Here is an 18,654-nt window from a genome sequence, read left to right as displayed (position 1 = left end):
TACTTTGCAAGCCCGGATTGTTCAGTGCCCTTTGTCATGTGGCCGGAAGGAAGTTAATTTCACTCACCGCCAGACATGCTGCCCGAACCAGCTTTGCAACATTTATGCCATACAAGGAAAAAATATGTCACAACAGCCAGAACTGCTTTGGGGAGCCCGTTTTAAACACGGTCCAGCTGCCACCTTAAGCGCGTTATCGCGCAGCCCGGAATATTATTTTTCCCTCGCTGAATATGATCTGGAAGGTTGCCGCGCCCATGCTTATGAATTAAACCGGGCCGGTTTGCTTGATGAAAACGAAACGGTTCTGATGGTCGATGCGATTAAACAACTGGCGAAGGATTTCCGTGCCGGCATTCTTGCGCCGATTCAGGCGGATGAAGACGTGCATACGTTTATCGAGCGCAGCCTGACCGGGCGGCTTGGCGAACTCGGCGGCAAATTGCGGGCAGGGCGCTCACGTAATGATCAGACCGCTAACGATTTACGTCTCTACCTGCGCGATAACGCCCGCAAGATTGTGGCGGCTCTGCTCGGACTTCAGACCGCGCTGGTGAAGCAGGCGGAACAGCATATTCATACGCTGGCACCGGGTTTTACCCATCTTCAGCAGGCACAGCCGATTGTATTCGGGCATCAGCTGATGGCGCATGCACAGTCATTTTGCCGTGACGTTGAACGTTTCCAGGACTGGGATAAACGTTGTGCACTGTCGCCGCTGGGCGCGGCGGCGATGGCCGGTTCAGCCATTGCCCTGCATCCTGAACTTTCCGCCAAAGATCTCGGTTACGACGGTGCCTGCGAGAACTCAATTGATGCCGTGGCCAGCCGTGATCATGTCGCAGAATTCCTGTTTGCAGGCAGTATGCTGAGCGTCAATCTTTCCCGCATCAGTGAAGAAGTGTGCCTGTGGGCCTCGCGCCAGTTCCGCTGGGTTGAGCTCGATGACGGCTACGCCACCGGCAGTTCCATCATGCCGCAGAAGAAAAATCCGGATATTGCTGAACTGACACGCGGTAAAAGTGGCCGGCTGATTGGCAACGTTACTGCCATGCTGAGCACCCTGAAAGGCCTGCCGCTCTCCTATAACCGTGACCTTGTCGAAGACAAACGTAATGCGATGGATACCGTTGAGCAGTTGCTGTTAGTGCTGCCTGCGATGGCGGGCATGATCGACACCATGACCGTCAATGTCGAGCGTTTGCGTGAACAGGCTCCGGAAGGTTTTACGCTGGCGACGGAAGTGGCCGACTGGCTCTCGCGTCGTGGTGTGCCGTTCAAGGAAGCCCACGAAATCACCGGCAAACTGGTGCAGGTGTGCGAGCAATACAATCTGGCGCTGCACGAAGTCAGTGATGCGCAGTTACTGGCGGTTGATGCCCGCCTGAGTGCTGATGTGCGTGAATGCCTGACACTGGAAGCGGCGATCAACGCCCGCAGCGGTAAGGGTGGCACGGCGCCGGTACGGGTAGCAGAGCAGATTGCGCGGCTGAAAACCCGTCTCGAGGCGCAGGCAAACTGGGTCAATGGTTACGCTGGCCTGTCTTTATAATCGTGCGGGAGAAGCCTGATGACCCTTTACACTAAAACGTCAGAAAGTGCGAAAAGCGCAGAGATTGATCTCAGTGAATATCACGCTGTACCCCAGCGTTATTACGGCCGGATTTTTGCCTCGGCAGTGATCCTGCTGCTGCTGGCGTTGCTGGTGAACGCCTTTGCGCATGGCAAAATCGAATGGCAGTACGTGGCACAGTTTCTCACCGCCAAAGCCATTCTTTTTGGTCTGGGCAATACCATTGTCATGTCGGTGCTGGCGATGGCACTGGGGATCGTGTTCGGCGTGATTATTGCCGTCATGCGCATGTCACAAAACCCGGTGCTGCGCAGCGTGGCAATGGGGTATACGTGGATTTTCCGCGGCACACCGCTGATTTTACAATTGCTGCTGTGGTTTAACCTGGCACTGATTTTTCCGACCATCGCCATTCCCGGCGTATTCAGCCTTCAGACCGTTGACATCATGACGCCGTTCGCCGCCGCACTGCTCGGCCTGAGCATTAATCAGGGCGCGTACACCTCGGAAGTGGTGCGTGCCGGGCTGATTTCGGTCGATCTCGGGCAGTATGAGGCCGCGAAATCCATCGGTATGACCCGCCTGCATGCACTGCGGCGGATTATTTTGCCGCAGGCAATGCGGGTGATAATCCCGCCCATCGGTAACGAATTTATCAGCATGGTCAAAACCACCAGTCTTGCCAGCATGATCCAGTATTCCGAAGTGCTCTATAACGCACAGACCATTTACTTCGCCAATGCGCGGGTAATGGAACTGCTGTTTGTGGCAGGCATCTGGTATCTGGTGGTGGTGACTGTGCTGTCGCTCGGGCAGAACCGTCTTGAGCGTTATTTTGGCCGTGGCACCCGCCGCCGCACCCGCCACTGACAGGAGCCCGACCATGAAAAGCATTATCAAAGCCGTCAATGTTAATAAGTACTTTGATCAGTTTCAGGCGCTGAAAAACATCAATCTTGAAGTTAAACACGGTGAAGTGATGTGCATCATTGGCCCTTCCGGTTCAGGGAAAAGCACATTTTTGCGCTGCATCAATCAGCTCGAACGCATCGACAGCGGCGGGGTGTGGGTCGATGACGAACTGGTCGGTTACCGCATGGACGGCAAAAAGCTGTACCCGCTTAACGACCGGCAGATTGCCCGTCAGAGGCTGAAAACCGGCATGGTGTTCCAGCGTTTCAATCTGTTCCCGGATAAAACCGCGCTGGAAAATATCATTGAAGGGCCGTGTCAGGTGCTGCTGCGTCCAGTGAAAGAGGCCACACGGGAAGCGATGGCGCTGCTCGAACGTGTCGGGCTGGCGCATAAACGCGATGCTTATCCGCTGGAACTTTCCGGCGGCCAGCAACAACGCGTGGCGATTGCCCGGGCGCTGGCGATGAAACCCAAAGTGATGCTGTTCGATGAACCGACCTCGGCGCTCGATCCTGAGATGGTCGGCGAGGTGCTGGCGGTGATGCGCGGCCTGGCGGCAGAGGGCATGACCATGATTGTGGTCACGCATGAATTAGGTTTCGCGCGGGAAGTGGCAAACCGCGTGGTCTTTATGGACGAAGGCGGAATTATAGAAAGCGGTAATCCGGAAGATATTTTGCTCAACCCGCAAAATCCACGGACGCAGAACTTTATTTCTGCCGTCCTGATCTGACCTTTTTGACGTTAACTTTTGACTATGGGAATGCCTTTATGAAAAAAACATTGTTGTCCCTCATTACCTCCGGCGTCCTGCTGAACGGCGTTGTTTCCGGTGCCGGTGCGGCGGAGCTGAAGCAAAAAGACGAAATCAAAGTGGCGATGATGCCGAACTATCCGCCGCTGGAATTCAAAGATCCCGCGACCGGTAATCTGACCGGTATGGATTACGATCTGGGCACGGAAATCGGCAAACGCCTGAACCGCAAAATCAGCTGGCAGGAAATCGGCTTCGAACAAATGGTTAACGCCGTCGCCACTAAACGTGTCGATATGATCTTATCCGGCATGACCGACACCAAACCGCGTCAGGATATCGCGACCTTTGTTGATTACTACAACAGCGGACCGCAGTTCTATACCACCGTCGCGCACAAAGAAATCAATACCATGCTGGACTTGTGTGGCAAAAAAGTCGGCACCAGCCGCCGTACCACATTCCCGGCTGAAATCGCTGCATGGAGCGAAGCCAACTGTGTTCCGGCAGGCAAACCCGCCATTGTGGTGATTGGTGCGGAAGGCACGGCGGATGCACGTACCCAGCTGCGCCAGGGGCGCATTGAAGGCGTGGTGCAGGGCAGCGAAACCCTGCCGTACATCATGAACCTGGAAAAAGACACTTATAAACCACTGGGTAAAGCCTTTGCCTATCAGGTGACCGGCATGGGGATCAGCAAAGACGATCAGCCGCTGATTGATGCGGTGAAAGGTGCGCTGACTGACATGATCGCTGACGGCACTTATCTGAAAATCCTCACCAAATGGGGCCTGCAGGATGGCGCAATCAAAGAAGTGACCATTAACAAAGGCAAATAACCTCAGGCGACGGACTGACTCATGACGATTTCACAACAGGCGGCCAGTTTATGGCCGCAAGGCAAACGCGGCTGCATGGCGCTGGCGTTTGATCTCGACGGCCCGACCGGTGATGCAATGCTTAACGGCACCCTCTGGCAGAAAGCGGATTATTTTACCTTCGGCGCTTACGGGCCCTATCGCGCGCTGGAGCGCATCCTTGATTTGCTCGATGACCACCAGCTTCCGGCGACTTTTTTTATTCCGGCGTGGGTGGTGGAAAACTGGCCGAAACAGTGTCAGGCGATTGTCGGACGCGGGCATGAAGTGGCGTATCACGGCTATCGTCATGAGTCTTTTTACGCCATCAGCGCGGAGAAACAGTTATGGGTGATGCAAAAATCCCGTGAGATTTTCTGGCAGTTTCTGGGCATCCGTGCCGAAGGTTTTCGTACGCCTTCCGGTGACTGGCATCCGGAAACGCCTGCCATGCTACTGGAAGCCGGCGTGACCTATTCCAGCAGCATGCGCGGCGACGACCGGCCTTATCTCATCAGCGTTCCCGGTTATGAACGCCCGCTGGTGGAAATCCCCGGCCGCTGGGAAATGGACGATTACGCCTCTATAGCCTATACCCGCGAGCCGAATTTCCCCTCAGGGTTAGACCGCACCGCCAGTTATGAACTGACGCTGGATAACTGGTGCCGTGAATTCGACGGTGCCATGAACGAAGGGCTGAGTCTGACCACGTTGTTCCATCCGAAAATCAGCGGAAAACCTGGCCGCATTATGTTACTCGACCTTTTTTTTGCGCACCTGAAAGCGCGGGATGACGTGTGGTTTGCGCGTTGCCGGGAAGTCGCCCACTGGTGGATGCAGGAGCATGCCAATGACTGATCATAACTGGCCGGCAGGTTACCGCTCTGCAGTGGTAATCACCGTTGATTTCAATGATATTCACGGCATTCTCAGCCAGGTACCTGCGGTGGCCGGACGCGAAAAAACGTTGTCCGTCTGGCGTTATGGCACGCTGCGCGGTATCGACCGGTTGCTGGCGTTACTGGAGAGGAAAAATCTGCGCAGCTCGTGGTGCGTACCGGGCATTGTGGCGGATGAGAATCCACAGAAGATCCGTGACATAGACCGCGCCGGGCACGAACTGGCGACCTGCGGCTATGAATTCGCTCATTTTGACGGTCTGTCGTTGCATCAGCAAACCGACAGCCTGCAAAGAGGTAAAGCGGCGCTGAAAGCGCTGACCGGGAAAGTGCCGCGCGGCTTTCGTTTGCCTGCAGGTAACTGGGCACCGGGCTTTACGGATGTGCTGGCGGACGAAGGGTTCAGCTGGACATCCGGCTGGCGCGGCGATGATTTACCGTATTTCCAGCCGGTGCAGGACGGCCAGCCGTCGCGGCTGGTGGAATTGCCGCTGCATTATGAAATGGAAGACGAACCGTATTTCGCGTTTAACCTCAGCCCGGCGGTGCCGCCGGCACAGTCGCGGATTGCCTCTTACCGCCACACCCTCGGTAATATGAAGATGGATTTTGACGGATTTCACCGTTTTGGTTTGTGCTACGTGCTGCGACTGCATCCGGAAGTGATCGGCACGGCGGGGCGGATTGGTATGCTGGCGGAACTGTTGGATCACATCACGTCACATCCTGATGTCTGGGTAGCGACGGCCGGGGAAGTCGCTGACTGGTGGTCGCAGAACCGGCCGCAAAACGAGGCGTCGCATCCGGCGCAAATCTGGATGCAACACACTGCGCCGGGAGTCAGCCATGAGTAATATCACACAGCAGCAAATGTTGGCCGAATTCGTGGTGAATACCCGTTTTGATGATTTGCCAGGACGGCTGGTTGAGCGCACCAAACGACACATCCTCGACACGCTCGGCGCGGGGCTGGTGGGTTCCACCAGCGATGTCGCAAAAGAGGTGGCGGCGATGATCCTCAGTGAAGGCGCTTTCCCACTTTCGCCGGTGTGGGGCTATCGTGAACTGACATCGCCGCGCAACGCCGCGCTGCTTAACGGCGTGGCGGCACATGCGCTGGAACTCGATGACACCGGTGGCTGCGATCATTCCGGCGCAGTGGTCATTCCTGCTTTGCTGGCGGTCCTGCCGTTATGTCCGCAGCCGGTCAGCGGAAAAGCATTTATCACGGCGGTCGTGATCGGTTATGACGTGGCGCGCCGCGTGCTTGAAGCCTGTGGCGGATATTCACCCCATAATGGTGCGGGCTGGCATTCGACCTCTACCTGCGGTGTGTTTGGTGCGGCGGCTGCAGCCGGAAAATTAATGGGGCTGAATGCGGAACAAGTCAGCGCGGCGTTAGGCATTTCTGGCAGTTTCAGCGGCGGATTGTGGGCGTTTATCCACGACGGTTCGCAGAGTAAAAAATTGCATGCAGGACGCGCTGCCGAAGGAGGGGTGCTGGCTGCGCTGAGCGCCAGACAAGGCATCAGCGGACCGTCGCAGTTATTCGGGGATAAATGGGGTGGATTTTTTTCCACGCTGGCACCGGCCAGTGCGACGCCGCAAGCCCTGACGGCACAACTGGGGGAGATCTGGAAGCTGGAACGCTGTTCCATCAAACCTTATGCCTCGTGTCGTGGCACACATTCCGCCATCGATGCCACCGGTATTTTGCTGGAAAGGCTGAATGCCGGCGCAGGGGATGTCGAAAAAATCGTCGTGCGTCTTTGCCCGTTCCTCAGTGGCATGTGCGGTGACAACGAAATTGCCACACTGGCCGCCGCGCAGATGAGTATCCGTTACGCCATTGCCGCCCGCGTGGTGTTCGGACACGCAGGTCTGCCGGCGTATGACACCGATAAACGCCAGGATCCGGATTTACTGGCGATGATCCGCCGGATTGATTTGCAGGAAGACGATACCCTGAGTGCCGACGGCGAGCCGGATGTTACGCTCATCACCCGCTCTGGCGCATCGCAAACCGTGCGGGTAGATATTGCGCTCGGCGCACCGGGGAATCCGGTTTCTGATGAGCAACTGAAAGAGAAATTTATCTCGCTGGCGACACGGGTGATTTCGGTGGAAGGGGCAGAGAGGATATGGGAGCAGGGGATGCGGCTGGATCTGGCGCGAGATATTAATGCATTCATCGGGCGGTAGCTCTCTTCCCTGCGAAGGGGGAGGAGCAAAACACCGACCCGGTTCGGTGTGGGGGAGGTGCAAAGAGACAGGACAAATTTTCACTTGTTCATCCTGCGGAGCTGGTGTCAAATCAGAGGATTAGCGTCCTGCGAATAAGACCGCCAAAAAAAGGAACCTCTCATGACCCAGACCCTACGTACAGGCCTTGTCGGCTACGGCTTCGCCAGCAAAACCTTTCATTCACCTCTGATTGACGGCACGCCCGGTATCGAGCTGGCGGTGGTTTCCAGCAGTGATGCGGGCAAAGTCCATGCGGACTGGCCCAATGTGGAGGTGGTAGATTCGCCGGAAAAGCTGTTTGCCGATGCGTCCATTGATCTGGTGGTGATCCCGACGCCCAATACCACCCATTTCCCGCTGGCGAAACTGGCGCTGGAGGCCGGTAAACATGTCATCGTCGACAAGCCTTTTACCGTGACGCTGGATGAAGCCCGCGAACTTGACGCGCTGGCGCGTGCAAAAGGTAAGGTGCTGTCGGTGTTCCATAACCGTCGCTGGGATTCGGATTTCCTCACGGTTAAGACACTGATTGAAGAAGGGGCGCTCGGCGATATTGTCTATTTCGAATCCCATTATGACCGTTATAAACCCCAGGTGCTGCAACGGTGGCGTGAAAGTGAGGCGCCGGGCAGCGGCATCTGGTTCGATCTGGGTTCGCATCTGCTGGATCAGGCGCTGCAATTGTTCGGATTGCCGGAAACATTGCAGGCGGATCTGGCTGTACTGCGGCCGGGCGGTAAAGCCGTCGACTACTTCAACGCAGTGCTGACTTATCCGCGACGTCGCGTGGTGTTGCACAGCACGGTTTATGCCGTTGCTGAAACGGCGCGGTTTATCGTGCAGGGTGAAAAAGGCAGCTACGTGAAATTTGGGCTGGATCCGCAGGAAGATCGTCTGAAAGCCGGTGAACGTCTGCCGCAGCCGGACTGGGGGGTTGATAAACGTGATGGCGTCATTACGCTCAGCCACGACGGCGTATTGGCAGAGAAATCGCTGTTGACCATTCCGGGCAACTATCCGGCTTATTATGCCGGTGTACGCGATGCAATTAACGGGCTGGGTGAAAATCCGGTACCCGCCGGGGATGCCATCCGCGTGATGGAAATGCTCGAACTGGGGATGCAGTCCTCAGAACAACAGGCGACCCTGAAAGTCATCAGCAACTAACACAGGATCCCGTTTTCCAGAGTGTCACGCCGGTGACACTCTTATTTTTCATTTGTTATTCATTTTGCAAGGAAGGTTCATGTCCTGGTTACAACGTCTGAAAATCGATAAGTTTTTGCTGATCCTGGTCTGTGTTGTCGTGATCGCTTCATTTTTTCCCTGTGAAGGGATTTATAAAACCTTCTTCGGCTATCTGACCACAGCCGCTATTGCACTGCTGTTTTTCATGCACGGCGCGAAGCTTTCCCGCGAAGCGATCATGGCGGGTATCAGCCACTGGCGTTTGCATGTAGTGGTGTTCCTTAGCACTTTCGCGTTGTTCCCGCTGCTCGGTCTTGGCATGAAATGGCTGGTGCCGGTGGGCATTCTGACGCCGACGTTGTACTACGGTTTTCTGTATCTTTGTGCATTGCCTGCGACCGTGCAGTCTGCGATTGCTTACACCTCGGTGGCTGGCGGTAACATTCCGGCGGCAATTTGCAGCGCGTCGGCGTCCAGTATTCTCGGGGTGTTCCTTTCACCGGTGCTGGTTGGTTTGCTGATGCATACACAGGGCGGTACCAGTGACACCTTACATGCCATCGGTTCCATTGTGCTGCAACTGATGGTGCCGTTTATCATCGGGCATCTTTGCCGTCCGCTGATCGGTGCCTGGGTACAGCGGCACAAGAAAATCGTCAACGTCACCGACCGTTCATCGATTCTGCTGGTGGTCTATGTGGCATTCAGTGAAGCGGTTGTGCAGGGGATCTGGCATCAGATCAACGGCTGGTCGCTGCTGGCGATCCTCGGTTGTTCGATTGTTCTCCTGACCATTGTGCTGATCATCAACACCTGTGTGGCGCGGCTGTTTGGCTTTAACACCAAAGACGAAATCACCATTGTATTTTGCGGGTCGAAGAAAAGTCTGGCGAACGGTATTCCGATGGCGAACGTGCTGTTCCCGGCTGCTGCCGTGGGCGCGATGGTGCTGCCGCTGATGATTTTCCATCAGATCCAGCTGATGGTCTGTGCGGTACTGGCCTCACGCTATGCCAGACGTGTGGCGCGTGAAGACGCCGCCGCGCAGGTGAAGAAAGAAGAAGTGAAAACGGTGTAATCCGTTGAATGAAAAGAAAAGGGCGGAGAACATTCCCGCCCTTTTTTATTGGGTGAAAAGCGTTATGCCGACACTTTGTCGCGAATTGCCTGCTTCTCAGCGGCTGTCAGGAATGCCATCGTCAGGCCGTTTTCCTGTGCCTTGCGGATTTCGTTTTGCGTCAGTCCGGCAGCCGGTGCAGCGACATGATATTCGTTAGCAATCTCAATGCCCTGAACTGCCGGATCATCGGTATTGATGGAGGCCAGCACGCCATGGCGCAGAAAAATCGCCAGCGGATGCTGCTCAAAAGACGCGACGGTGCTGGTCTGAATGTTAGAGGTCAGGCAGGATTCGATACCAATCTGATGTTTGGCCAGAAAATCCATCAGTTCAGGATCCTGTGCGGCTTTTACCCCATGGCCGATACGCTCAGCGCCCAGTTCACGGATTGCCTGCCAGATGCTTTCCGGGCCTGCGGCTTCACCGGCATGAACGGTAATATGCCAGCCTGCGTCGCGCGCACGGTTAAAATGGCTGAGGAACAGACTGCCCGGGAAACCCAGTTCATCACCGGCCAGATCCAGCGCGGTAATACCGTCGCGGTACGCCAGCAAACCTTCCAGTTCTTGCAGACAGGCGTCTTCACCAAACGTACGGCTCAGAATGCCGATCAAACGCACATCGATGTCATGATGCTGCTGACCTTCGCGGATCCCTTCAATGACCGCTTCCACCACACCCGCGACCGGAAGTTTGTGGTTCATTGCCATGTAATAGGGAGAGAAACGCAGTTCGGTGTAATGCAGACCGGCGCGCGCCGCATCTTCAACGTTTTCTTTAGCAATGCGGCGGCAGGCATCCAGATCGCCGAGCACTTTAACGCCCCAGTCGAGTTTCTGCAGGAAACTTACCAGATCCGGTTCAGTATGCATCACCTGTACATGCGGGCGCAGCGCTTCAAGTTCACTGGCAGGTAAGGTCAGATTAAACTGACGGCCTAAATCCAGAATAGTCTGAGCGCGGATGTTGCCATCAAGGTGGCGGTGAATGTCTGTCAGGGGAAGGCGTGTGTCGATCATGGTGTGCACTCATTATTATTGAAATGTGCGGGGCATTATAACGGGAGAATCACCCTGAATGAAATGTTGTTGCGCAACAAGAAGGGGGGTGAATTTGCTTCCTCCCCTTCGCAGGGGGAGGAGTTAGACCAACTCTCTGATGCCAGTGATTAATTTTTCAACACCTGCTTCCACCTTCGATCGCGGGCAGCCGACATTCAGACGCAGGAAACCGCTACCTTCTTCACCATAGGTATAACCCGGCATAATGGCGACTTTTTGATGCCTGATCAGCTCATTTTGTAACTGCTTATCGTCAATACCCAGCGGGCGTAAATCAATCCACGCCAGATAGGTGGATTGTGGCGGCTGCCAGTTGAGCGGCGGGAATGCGGCGTTCAGTTGTTCCGCCACGTAACGCAGATTGCCCTGTAAATATTCCCGTAATGCATCCAGCCAGGGTTCACCGTGATGATAAGCCGCAACGTGCGCATGAACGGCAAGCACGGCCGGAGATGATAAGCCGTCGCAGGCTTTCAGCTGGTGCAGATACGCCTCGCGTGAGGCTTTATGGCTGATCAGTCCGTAAGCACCGGTCAGCGCCGGAATGTTAAAACTTTTCGACCCGGAGGTCAGTAACGCCCATTCTCCGCGTCCCACGTCATTCCACGGCGTGTGGCGGTGTTCGCCCCAGACCATATCCATGTGAATTTCATCGCTGATCACCCGCACATTGTGACGCTCACACAGTTCAGCGATAAGTGTCAGTTCTTCCCGTGTCCAGACTTTACCGGTCGGATTGTGCGGGCTGCACAGCAACAGTACAGAACAGGTTGGTTGCACCAGCAGGCTTTCCAGATGTTGCGCATCCAGCGACCAGTCATTACCGTTTTTAAGCAGCGGGCAGGCCATCATATTGCGCTGATTACCGTTTACCACGTTGAAAAACGCATCATAGGCCGGAGTGAAGGTCACCACGCCATCATCCGGCTGGCTCCACTGACGGATCAGTTGCGCAACCATGTAAATCACCGACGGGCCGTAGACCACGCTTTCCCGGTCAATCCGGCTGTTAAAACGCTGCTGAAACCAGTGTGCTACCGCGCCGAGGAAATCATCGTGATGCCAGCGGCTGTAACCGAGCACGCCGTGTTGCAACCGTTTTTGCAGCGCATCGAGAATGCAGGGTGCGGCGGGGAAATCCATGTCAGAGATGGTAAATGGCAGCAGATCCGCACTGCCGAAACGGTCAGCGACGTAATCCCACTGGGTGCACCAGGTGCCATGACGGTCAGTAACGGTGGAGAAATCAAAAGTCATTTTTTCACTCCCTGAATAAAGCTGAAAAGGGCGACCGGAGGCGCCCTGTTAATCGTATTACGCTATCACCGGTTCCGGTTCCGGTGCTGGCTGACTGGCTGCGGTACGGATCAGATAATCCAGTTCATCTTTTACCGACTGTACCTGCGGACCAATGACGACCTGCAGATTATGTTCGTTAAGATGAACGACACCGATAGCGCGGTTAGCTTTCAGTGTGGCATCGTCAACCCGCGACATATCCGCAACGGAAAGACGCAGGCGGGTGATGCAGTTATCCAGTGAAACAATATTACCGGCACCGCCCAGCGCACTCAAAATAACCGGCACGTTGTAGCCAGATTTACTGGAAGACGGCACGGCGGCGGCAGCAGGCATATTCTCAGATTCACGACCCGGCGTTTTGATGTTAAAGCGCACGATAGAGAAGCGGAAGATAGCGTAATAAGCAGCGAACCAGATAGCGGCCACTACCGGCACCAGATACCACTTGGTCGCAGTGCCATGCAGGATCCCGAATACCACAAAGTCGATGATATTGCCGTCGGTATTACCGATGGTCACACCCAGCACGGACATGATGGTGAAGCCCAGGCCGGTCAGGATGGCGTGGATCACATAGAGAACCGGCGCCACAAACAGGAACAGGAATTCGATCGGTTCAGTGGTGCCGCCAACAACGCAGGCTACGACGCCGGAAATAAGCAGGCCTTTAATTTTATGACGATTTTCAGGTTTCGCGCAGTGGTACATCGCCAGAGCCGCACCCGGCAGGCCACCGAGGAAGGCAGGCATTTTGCCCTGAGAAAGGAACTGCGTCGCGCTTTCAGAGAAACCGTGCGTGGTCGGGCAGGATAGTTGAGCCTGGAAGATGGTCAGTGCGCCGCTCACTTCGCGGCCACAGACATCCAGCGTGCCGCCAGCTTCGGTGAAGCGGATCAATGCAACCAGAATGTGATGCAGGCCAAAGGGTAACAGCAGACGCTCACCGGAACCGAAAATCATCGGGCCAAATACACCTGCTCCCTGAATAAGACGGCCCAGACCGTTAATGCCAGCAGCGAAGAAAGGCCAGATCAGGGGGATCAGCAAACCGACCAGACCAAGCACCACGGTGGTAACAATCGGGACGAAACGCGTGCCACCGAAGAATGCCAGCGCATCCGGCAGACGGATCGTGTTGTAGCGTTCGTGCAACATGTACACAATGATACCGACGATGACCGCGCCCAGAATACCGGTGTCGATAGACTGGATGCCGAGGATCATCTGGATATTATTGGCCTTCAGCACCAGCGGATCGACGGTTGGCAAGGTGCCGTTAGCGGTCAGAAAGAAATTAATTGCCAGATTCAGTACAGCGAAACCGACGAAACCGGAGAAGGCGGCAACGCCTTTGTTTTCACGCGCCATACCCAGCGGGATAGCGATAGCAAACATCACCGGCAGGAAACTGAAGGCAAACGACCCGACTTTGCTCATCCAGACGAAAACCAGCTGGAGGATCGGATTACCTAATGCGGGGATCAGCGTCACCACATCATGACTGCTTAACGAACTGCCGATGCCCAGCATGATGCCGCAAAACGACAGCAGAGCGACCGGCAGCATGAAAGTTTTCCCTAAGCTTTGGAAGAACTCCCAAAGCGTAACACGTTGTTTTTTGTTGGCAGGCATACCCGCTCCCTGAGTTGTTTTATTAAGCGACTTGTTGATGGCGGCTAAGATAAAACGTTTTACCTAAATAATACGTGTCTGAACTCACACTATTTGATGGTGCCTTCTGCAACATGGGTTAAATAAGGTTAAACGTTTTACTCGGCAGGCTGGATTAGGTATAACTGTCTGACCACGCTAATTATTCCGGTTTTCGGATACGGCGGGCGGGAAGGGACCCCGTTTTATGGAATTTCAAATGAACGACAACAGCCGATGAATCATAAAAAAATCACCATTACAGATGTGGCGCAGCATGCCGGCGTTTCCGTTACCACGGTTTCGCTGGTGCTCAGCGGTAAGGGGCGTATTTCCCGGATAACAGCAGAACGGGTTAACCGTGCGGTTGATGAGCTGGGTTTTGTGCGCAACCGGCAGGCGAGTACGCTGCGCGGTGGCGAATCCGGCGTGGTCGGGCTGATTGTCCGCGATATTTGTGAACCGTTTTATGCCGAAATGACTGCCGGTCTCAGTGAGATGTTTGAAGCGCAGGGCAAAGTGTTGTTTCTGCTGCAAAGCGGCCCGTCCGGTAAAGGGCTGATGCGCTGTTTCGAGACTTTGCTGACCCACGGCGTAGATGGCATTGTGATCGCCGGTGGCGTAAATACTCTCGCCGGGCTGAAAGAAAAGGCCGAAGAATATGACGTCCCGCTGATCTGCGCGGCACGTTCCGGGGGGATCGAAGGGGTTGATGTTGTCCGACCCGATAATATGCTCGCAGCGAAAATGGCCACCGAATATCTGATCAAACATGGTCACAAACAAATTGCCTATCTCGGCGGTTTGAGCAATTCGTTAACCCGTGCCGAACGTCTCGGCGGTTTCTGCGCCACGCTGCTGCAATACGGCCTGCCATTTCGCAGCGAATGGATTATCGAGTGTGATTATCAGCATAAATGTGCCGCCGATGCTGCCGAAACTTTATTATCCCGCTACCCGAAAATCAGTGCAATTGTCTGCCATAAATCATCCGTCGCGCTGGGTGCCTATTTCGGCGTGCTGCGCACCGGTGCGCAAGTGGGTGGCGGGGCAGTAGACAGCTTCTTCCAGCAAAAAATTGCCCTGATTGGAATGGAAGATGCGCCGGAATCGGAACTGACGGAACCTCCGCTGACCTCCATTGCCAATTCCGCACGCGAAATCGGTTATGCGACAGCGAGGCGCTTACTGATGAGGATCGGGGGACAAAATCTGGAGGCACAGAATATTATCCTGCCGCCAGCGCTGGTGGAGAGGGAATCGGCTTAGCGGGTGACTGAGCGCGCATCCTTAAGGAGGGCGGCGACCCAGGGTATTGACCTAAAGGTCCGCCGGGTCGCCAGGCCCTAAAATCACTCGACAGTTGAATACTTCACATAATGGTTGGAACAGTTGAAGTGAGCGACATAGCCCAGGGTGCCATTCGGGCCTTTTGCGCTGAACGGGATGTGGTAAGTCCCTTTGTCTTCTTTAACATCATCGCTGATGAAATTCAGTACCGGCACTGATGTGCCCATATTGTCTTTGTCGTTACCCCAGTTTGGAATGCGGTTTTCCATGTAATCACGGGTGACAGTATCGATGGCATTGTTCTTGCTGATATCGGCACAGGCGCCTTCTGTGGAGCGTTGCATCCACCACGGATAGACATACACTGAGCCCAGCATCAGCACCATCAAAACGAAAATGACCGAAACAATCCCGATTAATACGACTTTACTCATAATGCTTGTCACTCCTGAAAAATATCAGTCAAATCATTAGCTGCCCGGATAAACCCATCGCTAACGCCAGGCACGAAAGCGCGTATGTTACGCCACTTAGTTAGCACAGGTTAAGTAATATCAGCCTTTCTGTTGCATTCGCTTACAGAAGCCATGCCGCGGACAGAGAGCCGGGGTGGTAGCCTTTTTATACATACATTATTCACGTAAGGAGTCAGGTATGAGTCAGCAACAACCCACGGTCGCGGTACTGGGTCTGGGCGCAATGGGGCATGCGTTCGCCGCTAACCTGATCAAAAAAGGGTTCTCTACCCGTGTCTGGAACCGGACGGCTTCACGCGGTGATGATTTGGTGGAAGCCGGTGCTACACAAGGCCGTACACCACGCGAAACGGCTGAAGGCGCGGACGTGGTAATCACGATGTTGTCCGACGGCAAAACGTCACTTGAAGTCTGTCAGGGGGACAACGGTGTGCTCGCCGGTCTGAAACAGGGAGGGATTATTGCCCAGATGGGAACCCTCGGCGTTGAAGCGACAGACGCGCTGATTGCGCTGATTAAAGCGCAGCGTCCTGATGTCGTATTCTTTGATGCCCCGGTTTCCGGCACCAAAGCCCCGGCCGAGCAGGCGCAAATTGTGGTGCTGGCCAGCGGTGATCGTGAAGCCGGTGCCGCCATTGAACCGGTATTCGCCGCTATCTCCAAAGCGACAAAATGGCTCGGTGAAGCCGGACGTGCCTCCAGAATGAAACTGGTGGTCAATGCCTGGCTGATTGCCATGATGGAAGGTATTGCAGAAACGACGCAGCTTGCACAAGCACTGGGATTCACCACTGACGATCTGTGGAATGTGCTGGAAGGCGGTCCGCTGGCAGCCCCCTATATCAGGGGCAAAATGGAGATGTTCAAAAGCGGTGATTATACCCCGCAGATGCAACTGACCTGGGCGCTGAAAGACATCAATCTGGCACTGGAGGCTGGCAGTCATCTTGAACTGCCGGTCATGAAACGAATCAGTCAGACCTGGCAGGGCGCGGTCGATGCCGGTTATGGCGGGAAGGATCTGGCGGTGGTATATCGCTATCTCGGCACTAAACGTTAAGTCTTTAAAAACCTGCGAATAAATGCGTTGTCCGGTCCACGGAAGGGCCGGATATTTTTGCCTTTCGTTCATAACCCTGAAGTATAAACCAGACCATCTGGCTATTGGTCTGTTATCGGGCAACCGTGATAGCGTTGATGATTATTAACAACATCACTGCGGAGCGCGCGATGAGCCAGATATCTTCCCCTATCCCTCTGATCGATTTCAGCCAGTTTTCCACAACGCCCGGACAGAGGGAAGAATTCCTTGCACAACTGCGTTACGCCGCCCGTGAGATTGGTTTTTTCTACCTCAAAAATCATGGCGTTGATGCGCAGTTACTGAAGGATGTTCAGCGGGTTGCCCGGCAATTTTTTGCACTGCCTGAGGAAGCCAAACTGGCTGTGGCGATGATTAATTCGTCACACTTTCGTGGCTATAACCGTGCTGCCTCGGAGATTACCCGCGGTCAGCCGGACTGGCGCGAACAGTTTGATCTCGGCGCGGAGCGGCCAAAACTACCGGTGACAGAAAGTACGCCTGCATGGGCAAGATTACAGGGGCCGAATCAGTGGCCGGAAGCATTGCCGGAATTGCGCCCGTTATTGCTTCGCTGGCAAAGGGAAATGACGGCGATGTCGTTGCGTCTTTTGCGTGCTTTTGCGCTGGCACTGAAACTGCCGGAAGAGGCCTTTGATCCGCTGTACGGTGAAAAACCGAATGAACATATCAAACTGATCCGTTATCCGGGGCGTACGCCGGGTGCCGGAAACCAGGGGGTCGGTGCACATAAGGATTCCGGATTCCTCAGTTTTCTGTTGCAGGATGAACAGCGCGGTTTACAGGTTGAAGTAGAAGCAGGGCAGTGGGTCAATGTGTTGCCTGTCCCTGATACGCTGGTGGTCAATATCGGCGAGTTGCTTGAACTTGCTACCCACGGTTATTTGCGTGCTACGGTACACCGGGTTGTATCACCCCCTGAAGGGGATGAGCGCCTGTCGCTGGCATTTTTCCTGGGGGCTCAGCTTGATGCTGTTGTGCCATTATTTCCTTTGCCAGCCGAACTGGCAAAGGAAGCGCGGGGAGAGGCAAGCGATCCTCTGAATCCGTTATTCCGCGATGTGGGTTTCAATTATCTGAAAGGGCGGTTGCGCTCACATCCTGATGTCGCGCAGCGCTATTATTCTGACCTGCTTGTGGCGAATATTACTGGCTGACAGGCGCCTGCGCAGTATCTACGCTGACCACGGTCGACATTCCCGGCCGAAGACGTTCACTTTGTTGGCCAGGTTCCAGTTCAATGCGCACGGCGATACGTTGTGAAATCTTGGTGAAGTTACCCGTCGCATTATCCGCTTTAAGGATGCTGAATTCTGAACCTGCCGCAGGGGAAATACGGGCCACATGCCCTTTAAATGCCTGATCATTCAAGGCATCGACAGTGAATACCGCCGGTGTGCCAACAACCATACCCGCCAGCTGGCGCTCTTTGAAATTGGCGGTCACCCAGACCTGTTTTGGCGTAACAGAGGTCAGTTGTGTTCCGGCACTGACGTACTGCCCGAGCCGTGCGCTGACTTCGCCGAGTTGTCCGTCTGACGGAGCAACGATCTGCGTATGCTGCAGATTGATTTGTGCCACTTCGACTCTGGCCTGGGCCGCCTTCAACGCGGCTGCCAGTGAAGCTTTGTTGGCATCGACCAGCGCCAGATTCTGTCGGGCAATATTCACCGAAGCACGGGCTTTAGCCACATTAGCCTGCGCAGTCAGCAGCGCGGCGTGAAGCTCGTCGCCGGTGGTTTTAGAAACCAGTCCTTTCTCCAGTAAAGGCCCGTTACGTCCGGTATCAAGCAAGGCTTTGCTGTGCACGGCCTGGGCACTTTGCAGTTCAGCTTCCACGAGTTGCAGGTTGGCCGCACCTGAGGCGCGGTTCTGCTCAAAGTTTTGCAGCGTCACCTGAGCCTGCGCGGCAGCCGCTTCTGCCTGTAACAACTCCTGACGGTAGGTACTGTCATCAATCACAAACAGCACGTCGCCTTTTTTGACTGGCATGAAATCTTGCACATTGACGTCAGTGATATAACCCGATACCTGCGGGCTGAGCAGGGTCACATTGCCCCGGATATAGGCATTATCCGTCGATTCCACCTGCGAGTTGAACGGGAACAATTGCCAGCTGTACAACACGATCATGACCCCGATAATGCCCAGACAAAGCACCACAATAATCGATGGATAACGAAAGATATTTTTCATCAGTTTTTCCGCTTTACTCTTTTTATT

At 54.8% G+C, this 18,654-nt stretch carries 17 protein-coding genes; 12 read left to right on the top strand and 5 right to left on the bottom strand.

Annotation, left to right across the window (positions count from 1 at the left end; all coding sequences use genetic code 11):
- The first annotated feature begins 124 nt into the window (after positions 1–124).
- The 9 genes from argH to EVX52_RS04850 all read left to right on the top strand — a co-directional run bounded on the left by argH (position 125) and on the right by EVX52_RS04850 (position 9,508).
- Positions 125–1,552 (top strand): argininosuccinate lyase, encoded by a 1,428-nt coding sequence (gene argH, locus EVX52_RS04890; protein WP_129990731.1) that lies wholly within the window; start codon positions 125–127, stop codon positions 1,550–1,552.
- Between the two features lie 18 nt (positions 1,553–1,570).
- Positions 1,571–2,443, top strand: coding sequence for an amino acid ABC transporter permease (locus EVX52_RS04885; RefSeq protein ID WP_129951258.1), 873 nt, complete (start codon positions 1,571–1,573; stop codon positions 2,441–2,443).
- A gap of 13 nt (positions 2,444–2,456) precedes the next feature.
- Complete coding sequence (locus EVX52_RS04880) at positions 2,457–3,221, top strand: amino acid ABC transporter ATP-binding protein (protein ID WP_129951259.1); 765 nt, start codon at positions 2,457–2,459, stop codon at positions 3,219–3,221.
- 38 nt (positions 3,222–3,259) lie between these two features.
- Entirely contained in the window at positions 3,260–4,081 is an 822-nt protein-coding gene (locus tag EVX52_RS04875) for an ABC transporter substrate-binding protein (protein WP_129990730.1), read from the top strand.
- A gap of 21 nt (positions 4,082–4,102) precedes the next feature.
- Positions 4,103–4,957, top strand: a complete 855-nt coding sequence (locus EVX52_RS04870) for a polysaccharide deacetylase (RefSeq protein ID WP_129951261.1) — start codon at positions 4,103–4,105, stop codon at positions 4,955–4,957.
- On the top strand, positions 4,950–5,852 hold the full coding sequence (locus tag EVX52_RS04865) for a polysaccharide deacetylase (protein WP_129951262.1): 903 nt from the start codon (positions 4,950–4,952) through the stop codon (positions 5,850–5,852). The genes EVX52_RS04870 and EVX52_RS04865 overlap by 8 nt, the downstream gene beginning before the upstream one ends.
- Positions 5,845–7,200, top strand: coding sequence for an MmgE/PrpD family protein (locus EVX52_RS04860; RefSeq protein ID WP_129990729.1), 1,356 nt, complete (start codon positions 5,845–5,847; stop codon positions 7,198–7,200). Before EVX52_RS04865 ends, EVX52_RS04860 begins: the two co-directional genes overlap by 8 nt.
- Before the next feature lie 162 nt (positions 7,201–7,362).
- Positions 7,363–8,409, top strand: a complete 1,047-nt coding sequence (locus tag EVX52_RS04855) for an oxidoreductase (protein ID WP_129990728.1) — start codon at positions 7,363–7,365, stop codon at positions 8,407–8,409.
- Positions 8,410–8,488: 79 nt separating this feature from the next.
- A complete protein-coding gene (locus tag EVX52_RS04850; RefSeq protein WP_129951265.1) occupies positions 8,489–9,508 on the top strand; it encodes a bile acid:sodium symporter family protein in 1,020 nt (339 codons plus the stop codon).
- A gap of 62 nt (positions 9,509–9,570) precedes the next feature.
- On the opposite strand, the gene add is transcribed toward EVX52_RS04850, so the two are convergent.
- The 3 genes from add to malX form a co-directional block, all read right to left on the bottom strand.
- Positions 9,571–10,569: an adenosine deaminase gene (add, locus tag EVX52_RS04845; protein WP_129951266.1), complete on the bottom strand. Its 999-nt coding sequence runs from the start codon at positions 10,567–10,569 to the stop codon at positions 9,571–9,573.
- 123 nt (positions 10,570–10,692) lie between these two features.
- On the bottom strand, positions 10,693–11,868 hold the full coding sequence (locus EVX52_RS04840; RefSeq protein WP_129990727.1) for a MalY/PatB family protein: 1,176 nt from the start codon (positions 11,866–11,868) through the stop codon (positions 10,693–10,695).
- A gap of 57 nt (positions 11,869–11,925) precedes the next feature.
- Positions 11,926–13,545 carry a maltose/glucose-specific PTS transporter subunit IIBC gene (malX, locus tag EVX52_RS04835; protein ID WP_129951268.1) on the bottom strand — a complete coding sequence of 540 codons (1,620 nt, stop codon included), beginning with the start codon at positions 13,543–13,545 and terminating at the stop codon, positions 11,926–11,928.
- 255 nt (positions 13,546–13,800) lie between these two features.
- Here malX and malI point away from each other — a divergent pair, with 255 nt between their 5' ends.
- On the top strand, positions 13,801–14,832 hold the full coding sequence (malI, locus tag EVX52_RS04830) for a Mal regulon transcriptional regulator MalI (RefSeq protein ID WP_129951269.1): 1,032 nt from the start codon (positions 13,801–13,803) through the stop codon (positions 14,830–14,832).
- Positions 14,833–14,915: 83 nt separating this feature from the next.
- Here malI and EVX52_RS04825 read toward each other — a convergent pair whose 3' ends face one another.
- Positions 14,916–15,287: a protein YebF gene (locus EVX52_RS04825; RefSeq protein ID WP_129951270.1), complete on the bottom strand. Its 372-nt coding sequence runs from the start codon at positions 15,285–15,287 to the stop codon at positions 14,916–14,918.
- Positions 15,288–15,480: 193 nt separating this feature from the next.
- Here EVX52_RS04825 and EVX52_RS04820 point away from each other — a divergent pair, with 193 nt between their 5' ends.
- Positions 15,481–16,389: an NAD(P)-dependent oxidoreductase gene (locus EVX52_RS04820; protein WP_255466694.1), complete on the top strand. Its 909-nt coding sequence runs from the start codon at positions 15,481–15,483 to the stop codon at positions 16,387–16,389.
- A gap of 170 nt (positions 16,390–16,559) precedes the next feature.
- Entirely contained in the window at positions 16,560–17,588 is a 1,029-nt protein-coding gene (locus EVX52_RS04815; protein ID WP_129990725.1) for an isopenicillin N synthase family oxygenase, read from the top strand.
- Here the strand turns inward: EVX52_RS04815 and EVX52_RS04810 are convergent.
- Positions 17,578–18,627, bottom strand: a complete 1,050-nt coding sequence (locus tag EVX52_RS04810; RefSeq protein WP_129990724.1) for an HlyD family secretion protein — start codon at positions 18,625–18,627, stop codon at positions 17,578–17,580. The genes EVX52_RS04815 and EVX52_RS04810 overlap by 11 nt on opposite strands.
- Between the last annotated feature and the right edge of the window lie 27 nt (positions 18,628–18,654).

Source organism: Rahnella sp. CFA14(1/10), assembly GCF_004195095.1.
Lineage (GTDB): Bacteria > Pseudomonadota > Gammaproteobacteria > Enterobacterales > Enterobacteriaceae > Rahnella > Rahnella perminowiae.
This window is presented reverse-complemented; position numbering and strand designations above follow the sequence as displayed.